Here is an 11,880-nt window from a genome sequence, read left to right as displayed (position 1 = left end):
TCTTTGCAAACAGTATCTGACCAACCTTTAAACCAGTTCACTCAAAGTGAAAATGATGTTGATTTTCTTTTTATTCATAGCCCCTTTTGTGGGACTTGTCATTTGGCAAGAAAGATGTTGGAGACAGTAGAGGCGATAAAAGAAGTCCCTCTCAGTGAATTGAATGCAGCCGTTCACCCAGATTTTATGTGGGAATACCAAATAGAAAGTGTCCCATGTCTTTTAATACTTCGCAAAGGAACGACGCTCGAGAAATTGTATGCATTTCACTCAGTGCCTTATCTCTATGAAAAAATGAATTATTATCAGCTATAATAAGAGGCTGTCCAATAGGACAGCCTCTTCTGTATGTCTGCAGTTATTGGCGAAAGATGATTTCCCGAGAAATAATTAGGCGAATCGTGTCTGTAGCTTCTGTAGAACTACAGTAATGTACCAATGGTTTTCATGACTTCCATTACGTCTGCTTTATCTCCAAAGGTTGCTTCAATCATCCCTTGCTGATTAATAACTACAGTTGTAGGGACGCCTGTACATCCGTAAAGGTCATAAATTTCACGTCCTCGATCAATCAAGGTAGGTTGAGACAGAAATTTATTAGCAAACGCAATACCTTCTTCAGCGTTTCTTTCTCTTCCGGTTACATTAATCGTCATCATTTTGACTTCATTTCGATTTAAGGACTGATAAAAGTGTTCTTTCTTTGGAAGGTCTCTTGAACAGTCTGGACACCACGAAGTAAAAAAAGTTAGAACGATTACTTTACCTAAATCTTGTTCCAACTCATATTGACTACCATCTGTAGCTGGAAGTGTGAAGTGAGGTGCTCTCATGTTGCTTGCCTCCTTAACCTATAAATATTGACTCATTAACTACCACCATGCTAACATATATCCTAACTTTATATCGATTTCAGATCTTATCTGGAGAGGTGGAGGGACTGGCCCTTTGAAACCCGGCAACCATCCTGTTTTTTAGGAACGGTGCTAATTCCTGCGAAGCGAAAGCTTTGGGTGATAAGAGAGTTGACGTGATTTGCGTTTCCCTCTCTTTGGGAAACGTTTTTTTATATTTATGTAGTAGAAAGTGATTATTGTGTAGGTTGACGCTCGCGTAAAGAGTTTAGTGGGTAAATTCTGAATGAAACGAATTGAGTGAAAGTTTTATATTGACTGAATGTTAAAGCGCATGCTAGAATTCTTTCTAGACTTAAAAGAGTTAAAGCGTTAATTGAATAAAGGATTTTACTCTTATCACGAGAGGTGGAGGGACTGGCCCTTTGAAGCCCGGCAACCATCAAACTTTGTTTGAAAGGTGCCAAATCCTGCTAAGCATAGCTTAGACAGATGAGAGGACGAATCGGTTTAGATAAACCTTTCTGTCCTCGTGTGGGATAGGAAGGTTTTTTTATTAGGGACCCATATTTGAAGAGGGTAGGGTCTGGGCGTTATTGCTTTTGAAAAGGAGGAACAACCGTGATCTCAATCAAGAATTTACAGAAAGTTTTCAAATCTGGTACAAACCAAGTTCAAGCGGTTGATGATGTGAATTTGAACATCGAAAAAGGAGAAATTTACGGAGTAATCGGATATAGCGGTGCTGGTAAAAGTACTTTTATTCGCTTGCTTAACCGACTAGAGGATCCAACAAGCGGTGAGATTGTAATAGACGGGGAAGACATAGCCAACCTTAGAGCAGGACAGTTACGGAAAGCAAGGCAGGAAATTGGAATGGTATTTCAGCACTTTAACCTTCTTTGGTCTCGCACTGTCAGAGAGAATATTGCTTTTCCTTTAGAAATAGCAGGTACACCAAAACAGGAGCGTCAAGAGCGTGTAGATGAGTTGATTAAACTCGTCGGTTTAACAGGAAGAGAAGATGCTTATCCTTCACAACTAAGCGGGGGTCAAAAGCAACGTGTCGGTATTGCCAGGGCGCTGGCTAACAGGCCAAAAGTTCTCTTATGTGATGAAGCAACCTCTGCCTTAGATCCTGAGACAACGGATCAAATCTTAGATCTGTTAGTAAACATTAACGAACAGTTAGATTTAACGATTATCCTCATTACTCATGAAATGCACGTTATTCGTAAAATTTCACATAGGGTCGCGGTCATGGAAGAAGGAAAGGTTGTGGAAGAAGGGGATGTATTAGACGTCTTCCTTCATCCTAAAGAGAAAGTTACGAAACGCTTCGTAGAGCAAATAATGGGTGACCAGGAGCAAGATGACACCATGGAAACGATGCTAGCTGAGTATCAAACTGGGCAAGTCGTTCGTTTGCACTTTGTGGGTGAGAAAACCAATCAGGCTCTCATTAGTGAAGTATCGAGGGAGTTTCCTTCCGTAAGCTTTAATATCTTGCAAGGGAAGATCACTCAGACTAAAAAGGGTGCTTATGGAACTCTGTTTGTTCACATCGATGGAACAGATGAAGATATCAAGAAAGCCATCCAGTATATATCAGAAACGTCTGTCGAAGTTGAGGTGAATCATAATGTTTCATGAGTTATTTCCAAACGCTAATATAGAAGATCTTGTCACTGCTACGAAAGAAACCTTATATATGACTGCTCTCTCAGTAGTAGGGACCTTTATATTAGGACTGCTACTTGGTCTTCTGCTTTACTTAACATCAAAGCAGAACATATGGGCAAATAAACCATTGAACTTTATCGTCGCTACGATTGTAAACGTGTTTCGAGCGATTCCGTTCATTATATTAATTTTACTCTTATTCCCTTTCACTGAGTTTTTAATTGGGACAATTAGAGGGCCGAATGCGGCGCTTCCAGCTTTAATTATTGGTGCAGCTCCTTTCTACGGTCGTCTCGTAGAAATAGCTCTTAAAGAAGTAGATAAGGGAGTGATCGAAGCTGCTAAATCGATGGGAGCTAAGACATCGACGATTATATTTAAAGTGTTGCTTCCGGAATCGATGCCAGCCCTTGTTTCGGGGATTACGGTAACATCTATTAATTTAATTAGCTATTCAGCCATGGCCGGAGTTATTGGAGCCGGTGGCCTTGGAGACCTGGCTTACCTTAAAGGGTTCCAGCGCTGGGATTTCGATGTTGTCTTCTTAGCAACGATATTAATTGTCATTATTGTATTCCTATTCCAATTTGTTGGAGATTTTATATCAAATAAATTAGATAAACGATAAAAAGGAGAGAAAAAGAATGAAGAAGTTTTTAACGTTATTCCTTAGTGCTTTATTTATTTTCGCACTTGCAGCTTGTGGATCAGCTGAAGAGGACTCAAGTAGCAATGGCTCAGAAGATTCTGGCTCAGAAGATTTGGAAAAAGTGGTTATTGGTGCTTCAAGTACACCGCACGCAGAAATCTTAGAGAAAGCTAAGCCGATTTTAAAAGATAAGGGAATTGACCTTCAGATCGATACCTATACGGAATATATCCTTCCGAATAAAGATTTGGCTAGTGGGGCAATTGATGCGAACTATTTCCAACACACGCCTTATTTAAAAGAACAGAAAGAAGAATTTGACTACGATTTCACAAGCCTTGGACCTGTTCACAATGAACCAATGGGCGTATATTCAAAGAACATTACGGATATAGATGAGATTCCAGAAGGCACTGAAGTGATTATGCGTCGTTCTGAATCTGAGCATGGTCGTATTCTTTCATTATTCGAAAAGCAGGGTCTAATTACGTTGAAGGAAGGCGTAGAGAAGAAATCAGCTAAAATTGATGATATTGCAGAAAACCCTAAAAATCTGAAATTCAGTCCCGATGTTGATGCCGGTCTTCTACCGCAGAACTATGAGAGAGAAGAAGATGCACTTGTAGCCATTAATACAAACTATGCAATCGAAGCAGGTTTAAACCCGACTGAAGATTCCTTGTTTATTGAAGGGGACGACTCCCCATACGCGAACCTTCTTGTGACTAGAACAGAAAACAAAGATAGTGAAGCTTTACAAACTGTTTTAGAAGTTCTTCAATCAGAAGAAATTCGTACATTCATTAAAGAAGAATATAATGGAGCTATTGTACCTGTGAAATAATTAAAACCATCTACTCCCTCCTTGGATAGAATGTAAACTCATCGCTCATAATAGTGGTAGTTACTTTTATCCTGGGAGGGATTTTTTATGGAACAACATCAAGCACAGAACTCAACGGAAAAAGCGTTACTTACGTACAAGCATGGTATGGGATTATTCCAAAAAGAAATGCCAGACTTGGCTCATCATTTTAGTGAATTTTCGGAGGCTTGCTTTAAAGAAGGCAAGATCTCAAAAAAAGATAAACAATTGATGGCTTTAGCTATTGCAGTTGTAGCTCAAGATGAATATTGCATGATCTATCATTCTAAGGGTTGTCTTGATAATGGAGCCACAAAAGAAGAGATGATGGAAGCGTGCGGTGTGGCAGCAGCTTTTGGAGGAGGAGCAGCTTTAAGTCAAGCTGTAACTCTGGTAAATGAGAGTATTCAGGAACTGCATTAATATCTGAAAATTGCATAAATGAGAGTAAGTAAGAGCAATTTCGATGTATTTTAGGGTACGAAAAGGTATCGCTTTTAGGTTTTGTAAATTGTCAAACCACCCTTTAAATCGCGTTTATATGGACTTTGTTCTGGGAATAAGGTTTATGCTAAACTAAATTGGAAAACAATTGAAGGGATGGATTCACTATTAGTGACCAATTGAACTTAAACTACACAAGTGAGATGGAAAAGGCGATGCATCAGTCTCACGGAATAGGCTATCAAGAGTATAGTCGCCGAATCGACCAACGTTTAAAGGTAGAGCAGCGTAGGGAAGCAGAGTACCAAGCAAGTCGGCAAATTGTAGCAGAAGTTGATCGGCAAATCCATCGATAAATATTGTTTATAAAAGGCTTTACTTATAAATTGTAGCAGGCGAACGTTTTCGCCTGTTTATTTTTTTTGGCCTAAGTGTAGCATTTTAGCTAAATCAGCCAGGGGCAGGTGGTTTTCAATCTGATGGTTTTGTTGTTACTATATTATATAGGAAGTTTATAGGCGAAAATCACGTTTTAAACCCCTCATAAGTTTCCACTACCTTGATAGGGATAACTTATAATACCGCGTGGTAAAAAGTTGATATTACTTTCGAAATGATTTAAAATTATAATGAGAATAGATTGAGAATCGATACATTTTTCGTATCCTTAATTTACGATAGTTAGAAACCATATTGGAGGTATCAAAATGGCAGGATCAACACTAGAAATTAAAGATCTTCATGTAGAAATTGAAGGTAAACAAATCTTAAAGGGTGTAAACCTTACAATAAATGGTGGCGAATTCCATGCTGTCATGGGTCCAAACGGAACAGGTAAATCCACGCTTGCATCTGCAGTCATGGGTCATCCTAAGTACGAGATCACGGGTGGAAGCATTCACCTAGACGGCAAAGACGTACTAGAAATGGAAGTAGACGAGCGTGCTCAAGCTGGCCTTTTCTTAGCTATGCAGTACCCAAGTGAAATTAGTGGTGTAACAAACTCTGATTTCCTTCGTTCTTCTATTAATGCTCGCCGTGAGGAAGGCGACGAAATCAACCTTATGAAGTTCATCAAAGAAATGGACGGAAATATGGATGAACTTGAAATGGATAAAAACATGGCACAGCGTTACCTGAATGAAGGTTTCTCTGGCGGTGAGAAGAAACGTAATGAGATTCTTCAGCTTATGATGCTTAAGCCAGCTATCGCAATCCTTGATGAGATTGACTCTGGTCTTGATATCGACGCACTTAAAGTGGTTTCTAAAGGTATTAACAAAATGCGTGATGAAGCATTCGGTTGCCTAATCATTACTCACTATCAGCGTCTGTTAGACTACATCACACCAGATAAAGTACACGTAATGATGCAAGGTCGCGTAGTGAAATCAGGTGGTCCTGAATTAGCTAAGCGACTAGAAGAAGAAGGCTATGACTGGATCAAGCAAGAACTAGGCATTGAAGACGAAACAGTAGGTCAAGAAGCGTAATCAGTTAGGAGGGATATCATGACTGTTGAAACACAACAACTTCCATTCGATAAACAATATGTCAGCCAATTTTCAGAGAAACGAAATGAACCTAAATGGATGACAGACCTTCGTGTAAACGCGTTGGAACAAGCTGATACGCTCCCAATGCCGAAGCCTGATAAAACGAAAATTGATAAATGGAACTTTTCTCGTTTTAAACATGAGGCACAAGGTCAAACGATTTCTTCACTAGAAGAATTACCGCAAAAGATTCAAAGTTTCCTTGATGTAGAGAAGAAAGAGCAGAACCTTGTGATTCAGCGTAACCATACGGTGGCTTACTCTTCTTTATCTCAGGATTTAAAAGATAAAGGTGTCGTGTTCACGGACATCTTCACTGCATTATCGGAACACAGTGAGCTTGTTCAAAAGTATTACATGACAGATGGTGTTATGGTAGATGAGAATCGCCTTACAGCGCTGCATGCAGCACTTATGAACGGCGGGGTATTTGTTTATGTACCTAAAAATGTTGTAATTGAAGAACCAATTCAGTCTATTTTCTGGCAAGAAGATGATGAGGCGGCGCTTTATAACCATATCCTTGTGGTAGCTGAAGAAGGAAGTTCCCTAACGTATGTTGAGAACTATATCAGCGATAATGAAGCACAAGAAACGGTAGCCAATATCGTTACAGAAGTCATTGCAAAAGGAAATTCTAAGGTTTCCTTCGGTGCAGTTGATAACTTTGCAAAAGGTACAACAACTTATGTGAACCGTCGTGGTGTAGCTGAACGTGATGCTCAGATTCAGTGGGCGCTTGGTCAGATGAACGATGGGAACACCGTATCTGAAAACGTTACGTATTTAATGGGCGATGGCGCTCATGCTAATGCGAAGACGGTAACAGTGGGCCGAGGAGAACAAAAGCAGAACTTCACTGCGAAAATCGTTCACTATGGCAAAGACACAGATGGGTATATCCTTCAGCACGGCGTTATGAAAGAAAGTGCTAGCTCAATCTTTAACGGAATCGGTAAGATTGAAAATGGCGCTTCTAAATCGAACGCAGAACAAGAATCTCGTGTTCTTATGCTAAGTGATAAGGCTCGTGGTGATGCAAACCCAATCCTTCTTATCGAAGAAGATGATGTAACAGCAGGTCACGCAGCATCTGTTGGTCGCGTTGATCCAGTACAGCTTTACTATCTAATGAGTCGTGGTATTCCACAACATGAAGCAGAACGTCTTGTTATTCACGGTTTCCTTGCACCTGTTGTAAACCAACTTCCAATCGAAGCGGTGAAGAATCAACTACGTGATGTGATTGAAAGGAAAGTATACTAATGGATATTAACCAGGTTCGTAAGCAGTTCCCGATCTTAGATCAGGAAGTAAACGGACATCCATTGGTTTATTTAGATAGTGCAGCAACATCCCAAAAGCCTCAATCAGTGATTGAGGCAGTGGATGAGTACTATCGAGGCTACAACTCTAACGTACACCGAGGTGTTCACACTCTTGGTACGCGAGCTACAGATGGTTACGAGGGTGCCCGAGAAAAGGTTCGTAAATTTATTAATGCAAACAGTACGGAAGAAGTGATCTTCACTCGAGGAACAACGACTTCCATTAACACGGTTGCTTATAGTTACGGACGAAATAACCTCCAAGAGGGTGATGAAATTGTCATCACTCCGATGGAGCATCATAGTAATATCATTCCTTGGCAACAAACAGCAAAGGCTACTGGAGCTACTCTTAAGTACATTCCTCTTCAGGAAGATGGAACGATTTCTCTAGAAGATGTAAAAGAGACGATTACAGCTAATACGAAGATCGTAGCCATGATGCATGTATCAAATGTGCTTGGTACGATTAACCCTATTAAAGAGATCGCGGAAATTGCACATGAAAATGGAGCAGTTATGTTGGTGGATGGAGCTCAAAGTGCACCGCATATGCGTATTGATGTGCAAGAATTAGATTGCGATTTCTTCGCCTTTTCTGGTCATAAGATGGGAGGCCCAACAGGCATTGGTGTACTTTATGGGAAGAAATCTCTTCTTCAAGACATGGAACCTGTTGAGTTTGGTGGCGAAATGATCGATTTCGTAGGACTGTATGATTCTACGTGGAAAGAGCTTCCTTGGAAGTTTGAAGGGGGTACACCGATAATTGCAGGAGCAATTGGATTAGGTGCTTCCATTGATTTCTTAGAAGAAGTGGGACTTGATGAAATTGAAGCCCATGAGAAGCGGTTAGCTCAATACGCTATGGATCGACTGCAAACCATTGAAGGTGTTACCATTTATGGACCAGAAGATCGTGCTGGGCTGATTACATTTAATTTAGATGATGTTCACCCACATGATGTTGCTACTGTATTGGATGCGGAAGGCATTGCCGTACGTGCTGGGCACCACTGTGCTCAACCGTTAATGAAATGGTTAAATGTCTCAGCGACAGCTCGTGCTAGCTTCTATGTATACAATACAGAGGAAGACATCGATGCATTTGTCGATGGATTACAAAAGACAAAGGAGTTTTTCGGAGATGTCTTTTAATAATCTCGACCAATTATACAGACAAGTGATTATGGACCACTACAAGAATCCTCGTAATAAGGGAGCTCTTGAAGGGGACCATTTAACTGTAGATATGAATAACCCTACTTGCGGTGATCGCATTCAGCTACAGCTGCAAGTAGAGGATGGCATTGTTCAAGAAGCGAAGTTTGACGGTGAAGGTTGTTCGATCTCTATGTCTTCAGCTTCAATGATGACCCAAGCCATTAAAGGCAAAAGCGTTGATGAAGCTGTAAAGATGTCTCACGTTTTCTCTGATATTATGCAAGGGAAAGAAATTAGTGAAGACATGGAAGATGAGTTAGGTGACATTCAAGCGTTACAAGGCGTTTCTAAATTCCCTGCACGTATTAAATGTGCAACCTTAGCGTGGAAAGCAATGGAAAAAGGTGTAGACGAAAAGGAATAAGTTTTTGTGATATACCACCTAAAGGAGGTTTTGACCGATGGCTAAAAAAGCACCTGAGGTCGGCGAGTATAAGTACGGGTTTCATGACAAAGACGTTTCGATTTTCCGCACAGAGCGTGGACTGACTGAAGAAATTGTACGTGAGATCTCTAGACAGAAAGATGAGCCAGAGTGGATGCTTGATTTCCGCTTAAAAGCTCTTAAACAATTCTATAAGATGCCAATGCCACAATGGGGCGGCGACTTAAACGAATTAGACTTTGATGAGATTACGTATTACGTAAAACCATCTGAGAAGTCTGAACGTTCTTGGGATGAGGTACCTGATGAGATTAAGCAAACGTTTGATAAATTAGGTATTCCTGAGGCAGAACAAAAGTATCTTGCAGGTGTATCCGCTCAGTATGAATCTGAAGTTGTATACCACAACATGCAGGAAGACTTAGAAGAACAAGGAATCATATTCAAAGACACGGATACAGCTCTTAAAGAAGATGAAGAGATCTTCCGTGAGCACTTTGGTAAAGTGATTCCACCTGCAGATAACAAGTTCTCGGCACTAAACTCTGCAGTATGGTCTGGTGGTTCTTTCATTTACGTACCAAAAGGCGTAAAAGTTGAAACACCACTACAAGCCTACTTCCGTATTAACTCGGAAAATATGGGTCAGTTTGAGCGTACGTTAATTATTGTGGATGAAGGTGCTTCTGTACACTATGTAGAAGGTTGTACAGCACCTGTGTATACAACAAACTCTCTTCACAGTGCAGTTGTTGAGATTAATGTCAAAAAAGGCGGTTACTGCCGTTATACAACTATCCAAAACTGGGCAAACAACGTTTATAACTTGGTTACAAAACGTGCGGTTGCTGAAGAGAATGCAACAATGGAATGGATCGACGGTAACTTAGGTTCTAAGTTAACGATGAAATATCCGTCTGTTGTTCTTAAAGGCGAAGGCGCACGCGGTATGACTCTTTCAATTGCCCTTGCTGGTAAGGGACAACACCAAGATGCTGGTGCGAAAATGATTCACTTAGCACCAAATACGTCTTCTACAATCGTATCCAAATCCATCTCTAAACAAGGTGGTAACGTAACGTATCGTGGTATTGTTCAATTCGGTCGTAAAGCGGAAGGTGCCCGTTCTAACGTTGAATGTGACACGCTGATTATGGATAACAAATCTAAATCAGATACAATCCCTTACAACGAGATTATGAACGAAAACATCTCTCTTGAGCACGAAGCGAAAGTTTCTAAAGTTTCTGAAGAGCAGCTGTTCTATCTAATGAGCCGCGGACTTTCTGAAGAAGAAGCGACAGAAATGATCGTAATGGGCTTCATCGAGCCATTCACGAAAGAACTTCCAATGGAATACGCAGTCGAAATGAACCGTCTGATCAAATTCGAAATGGAAGGTTCAATCGGTTAAGCTGTATTCGTTATAAACGAATAGACTTTATAAGAGGACGAAATCAACCCGATTTCGTCCTCTTTTTGTATGGCTCTGTTTGATATTGGGATCTCTATGCTGAGGTAGTTGAGTGGAAATCGGGCCGTTACTACATTTGATGAGTGCTTGGGCTTGCCCGGGGACAACTCGCTTTCCTGCGGGGAGCTCGGAAGCCTCCTCAGACGGCAGGCCGCCTTCCGAGGTCTTCCCTAGGCTCTTTACCCCGCGGGAATCTCGTCGTCCCCGGGCAAGCCCTGCCTTCATTTGAATAACGGCCCCGCAGCTTAAGTGAGAGTCACCATTCCATTATTAATTTGGAGTGTTGGTTCGGGAAATCGCGAGACTCCTGCGGCAAGTGGAGCCAGCCTAGTTCCAGCGTGGAGGGCCTAGCGAGACAAGCTATCTTTTTTCCAAAGGCTTATCACCTTTTCCAAACCTCGTGTGGGGCCGCGGAAACCGAACCACCTTACACCCAGACTAAAGCTAACGGAAACATTCTCTCAACTTAAGGAGGACCATATATGATGGCTTATGTGGAACACGTGGCTTTCCTCATGTTTTTAAACTGAAAAAGGTGGTAAGATAATGATAGAATGAGTAATTGTTTATGGAAAGGAATTGTGTGTGTTGGTTGCTCTTATCATGTTGATTATAGGTTTTTTCACAGCTTTTGTTGGCAGTATTGCAGGCATTGGCGGAGGTACCATTTTAGTCCCGTCTATGCTGTTTTTACACAATATATCTGATGCATTTGAGTGGGCGACCCCACAGAAGATTGTAGGGATCTCAGTAGTCGTGATGATCTTTACTGGACTTTCTTCAACGATTGCGTACTGGAAAAGTAGGCGCATTGACTATAAGACCGGATTGATTTTTTTAGTTGGATGTTTGCCTGGTGGTGTGTTTGGATCTTGGTTTAATCAATTTGTTGAGAAGGATTTGTTCTCCATAGCTTTTGGAGCTCTTATGATTGTTATATCCCTGTTATTCTTCTTACCAAGACCTAAACGATCAGAACCATCTACAGAAGAGAAGAAGCTTCATATTCAGCGTTCTTTCACGTTGAATGAAACCACCTATCATTATCAGATTCCTGTCATTGGTGGGTTTTTTATGGCATTCTTTGTGGGATCCTTGTCGGGCTTATTTGGTATTGGCGGCGGTTCTCTTATGGTGCCTGCTATGATACTTCTGTTTGGTTTGCCAGCTCATGTGGCAACAGCAACTTCCATGTTTATTATATTCTTTCTTAGTATTTCAAGCTCAAGTACCCACATTCTTTTGGGGCATGTTCCGTGGATTTATACGTTATGTTTTATACCTGGTGCCTGGATTGGTGGGACAATGGGGGCAAAGGTAAACCAAAGAATGAATGGGAAAACGGTGGAATGGATTTTACGAATCATTCTCATTTTAATCGGTATTCGCTTAATTTGGGATGGAATTAGGTAAGGAGT

The 11,880-nt window shown here is 40.9% G+C and carries 13 protein-coding genes and 2 riboswitches; of the genes, 12 read left to right on the top strand and 1 reads right to left on the bottom strand.

What is annotated here, in order from left to right:
* The first annotated feature begins 3 nt into the window (after positions 1 to 3).
* Complete coding sequence (locus LQ226_RS15700) at positions 4 to 315, top strand: thioredoxin family protein (protein ID WP_231418908.1); 312 nt, start codon at positions 4 to 6, stop codon at positions 313 to 315.
* Between the two features lie 107 nt (positions 316 to 422).
* On the opposite strand, the gene LQ226_RS15695 is transcribed toward LQ226_RS15700, so the two are convergent.
* Positions 423 to 833 (bottom strand): TlpA disulfide reductase family protein, encoded by a 411-nt coding sequence (locus LQ226_RS15695; RefSeq protein WP_231418907.1) that lies wholly within the window; start codon positions 831 to 833, stop codon positions 423 to 425.
* 83 nt (positions 834 to 916) lie between these two features.
* Positions 917 to 1,023, top strand: a riboswitch (SAM riboswitch).
* A 224-nt stretch (positions 1,024 to 1,247) separates the two neighbouring features.
* A riboswitch (SAM riboswitch) is annotated at positions 1,248 to 1,353 on the top strand.
* A gap of 122 nt (positions 1,354 to 1,475) precedes the next feature.
* On the opposite strand from LQ226_RS15695, the gene LQ226_RS15690 reads away from it, so the two are divergent.
* The 11 genes from LQ226_RS15690 to LQ226_RS15640 all read left to right on the top strand — a co-directional run bounded on the left by LQ226_RS15690 (position 1,476) and on the right by LQ226_RS15640 (position 11,875).
* Positions 1,476 to 2,507, top strand: a complete 1,032-nt coding sequence (locus LQ226_RS15690) for a methionine ABC transporter ATP-binding protein (protein ID WP_231418906.1) — start codon at positions 1,476 to 1,478, stop codon at positions 2,505 to 2,507.
* On the top strand, positions 2,497 to 3,165 hold the full coding sequence (locus LQ226_RS15685; RefSeq protein WP_231418905.1) for a methionine ABC transporter permease: 669 nt from the start codon (positions 2,497 to 2,499) through the stop codon (positions 3,163 to 3,165). The genes LQ226_RS15690 and LQ226_RS15685 overlap by 11 nt, the downstream gene beginning before the upstream one ends.
* 16 nt (positions 3,166 to 3,181) lie before the next feature.
* Positions 3,182 to 4,030, top strand: coding sequence for a MetQ/NlpA family ABC transporter substrate-binding protein (locus LQ226_RS15680; RefSeq protein WP_231418904.1), 849 nt, complete (start codon positions 3,182 to 3,184; stop codon positions 4,028 to 4,030).
* Between the two features lie 87 nt (positions 4,031 to 4,117).
* On the top strand, positions 4,118 to 4,474 hold the full coding sequence (locus tag LQ226_RS15675; protein WP_231418903.1) for a carboxymuconolactone decarboxylase family protein: 357 nt from the start codon (positions 4,118 to 4,120) through the stop codon (positions 4,472 to 4,474).
* A gap of 200 nt (positions 4,475 to 4,674) precedes the next feature.
* Positions 4,675 to 4,851, top strand: coding sequence for a YuzK family famiily protein (locus LQ226_RS15670; RefSeq protein WP_231418902.1), 177 nt, complete (start codon positions 4,675 to 4,677; stop codon positions 4,849 to 4,851).
* Positions 4,852 to 5,202: 351 nt separating this feature from the next.
* Complete coding sequence (gene sufC / locus LQ226_RS15665; RefSeq protein WP_231418901.1) at positions 5,203 to 5,988, top strand: Fe-S cluster assembly ATPase SufC; 786 nt, start codon at positions 5,203 to 5,205, stop codon at positions 5,986 to 5,988.
* A gap of 18 nt (positions 5,989 to 6,006) precedes the next feature.
* Positions 6,007 to 7,317: a Fe-S cluster assembly protein SufD gene (gene sufD, locus LQ226_RS15660; RefSeq protein WP_231418900.1), complete on the top strand. Its 1,311-nt coding sequence runs from the start codon at positions 6,007 to 6,009 to the stop codon at positions 7,315 to 7,317.
* Positions 7,317 to 8,537: a cysteine desulfurase gene (locus LQ226_RS15655; RefSeq protein ID WP_231418899.1), complete on the top strand. Its 1,221-nt coding sequence runs from the start codon at positions 7,317 to 7,319 to the stop codon at positions 8,535 to 8,537. The genes sufD and LQ226_RS15655 overlap by 1 nt, the downstream gene beginning before the upstream one ends.
* Complete coding sequence (sufU, locus tag LQ226_RS15650; RefSeq protein WP_231418898.1) at positions 8,527 to 8,967, top strand: Fe-S cluster assembly sulfur transfer protein SufU; 441 nt, start codon at positions 8,527 to 8,529, stop codon at positions 8,965 to 8,967. Before LQ226_RS15655 ends, sufU begins: the two co-directional genes overlap by 11 nt.
* Before the next feature lie 37 nt (positions 8,968 to 9,004).
* Positions 9,005 to 10,402: a Fe-S cluster assembly protein SufB gene (gene sufB, locus LQ226_RS15645; RefSeq protein WP_231418897.1), complete on the top strand. Its 1,398-nt coding sequence runs from the start codon at positions 9,005 to 9,007 to the stop codon at positions 10,400 to 10,402.
* 663 nt (positions 10,403 to 11,065) lie between these two features.
* Complete coding sequence (locus LQ226_RS15640) at positions 11,066 to 11,875, top strand: sulfite exporter TauE/SafE family protein (RefSeq protein ID WP_231418896.1); 810 nt, start codon at positions 11,066 to 11,068, stop codon at positions 11,873 to 11,875.
* Positions 11,876 to 11,880: the final 5 nt, after the last annotated feature.

The organism is Pontibacillus sp. HN14 (assembly GCF_021129245.1).
In the GTDB taxonomy this organism is placed as follows: Bacteria; Bacillota; Bacilli; order Bacillales; family BH030062; genus Pontibacillus.
The sequence above is the reverse complement of the archived record's forward strand: the minus strand, read 5'-3'. Positions and strand labels throughout refer to the sequence as shown.

Bases quoted from the DNA above. Each gene is read 5' to 3' on its own strand.
- LQ226_RS15695 (WP_231418907.1), bottom strand. From the start codon at position 833: ATGAGAGCACCTCACTTCACACTTCCAGCTACAGATGGTAGTCAATAT.
- LQ226_RS15685 (WP_231418905.1), top strand. From the start codon at position 2,497: ATGTTTCATGAGTTATTTCCAAACGCTAATATAGAAGATCTTGTCACT.
- LQ226_RS15680 (WP_231418904.1), top strand. From the start codon at position 3,182: ATGAAGAAGTTTTTAACGTTATTCCTTAGTGCTTTATTTATTTTCGCA.
- LQ226_RS15675 (WP_231418903.1), top strand. From the start codon at position 4,118: ATGGAACAACATCAAGCACAGAACTCAACGGAAAAAGCGTTACTTACG.
- sufC (WP_231418901.1), top strand. From the start codon at position 5,203: ATGGCAGGATCAACACTAGAAATTAAAGATCTTCATGTAGAAATTGAA.
- sufD (WP_231418900.1), top strand. From the start codon at position 6,007: ATGACTGTTGAAACACAACAACTTCCATTCGATAAACAATATGTCAGC.
- LQ226_RS15655 (WP_231418899.1), top strand. From the start codon at position 7,317: ATGGATATTAACCAGGTTCGTAAGCAGTTCCCGATCTTAGATCAGGAA.
- sufU (WP_231418898.1), top strand. From the start codon at position 8,527: ATGTCTTTTAATAATCTCGACCAATTATACAGACAAGTGATTATGGAC.
- sufB (WP_231418897.1), top strand. From the start codon at position 9,005: ATGGCTAAAAAAGCACCTGAGGTCGGCGAGTATAAGTACGGGTTTCAT.
- LQ226_RS15640 (WP_231418896.1), top strand. From the start codon at position 11,066: ATGTTGATTATAGGTTTTTTCACAGCTTTTGTTGGCAGTATTGCAGGC.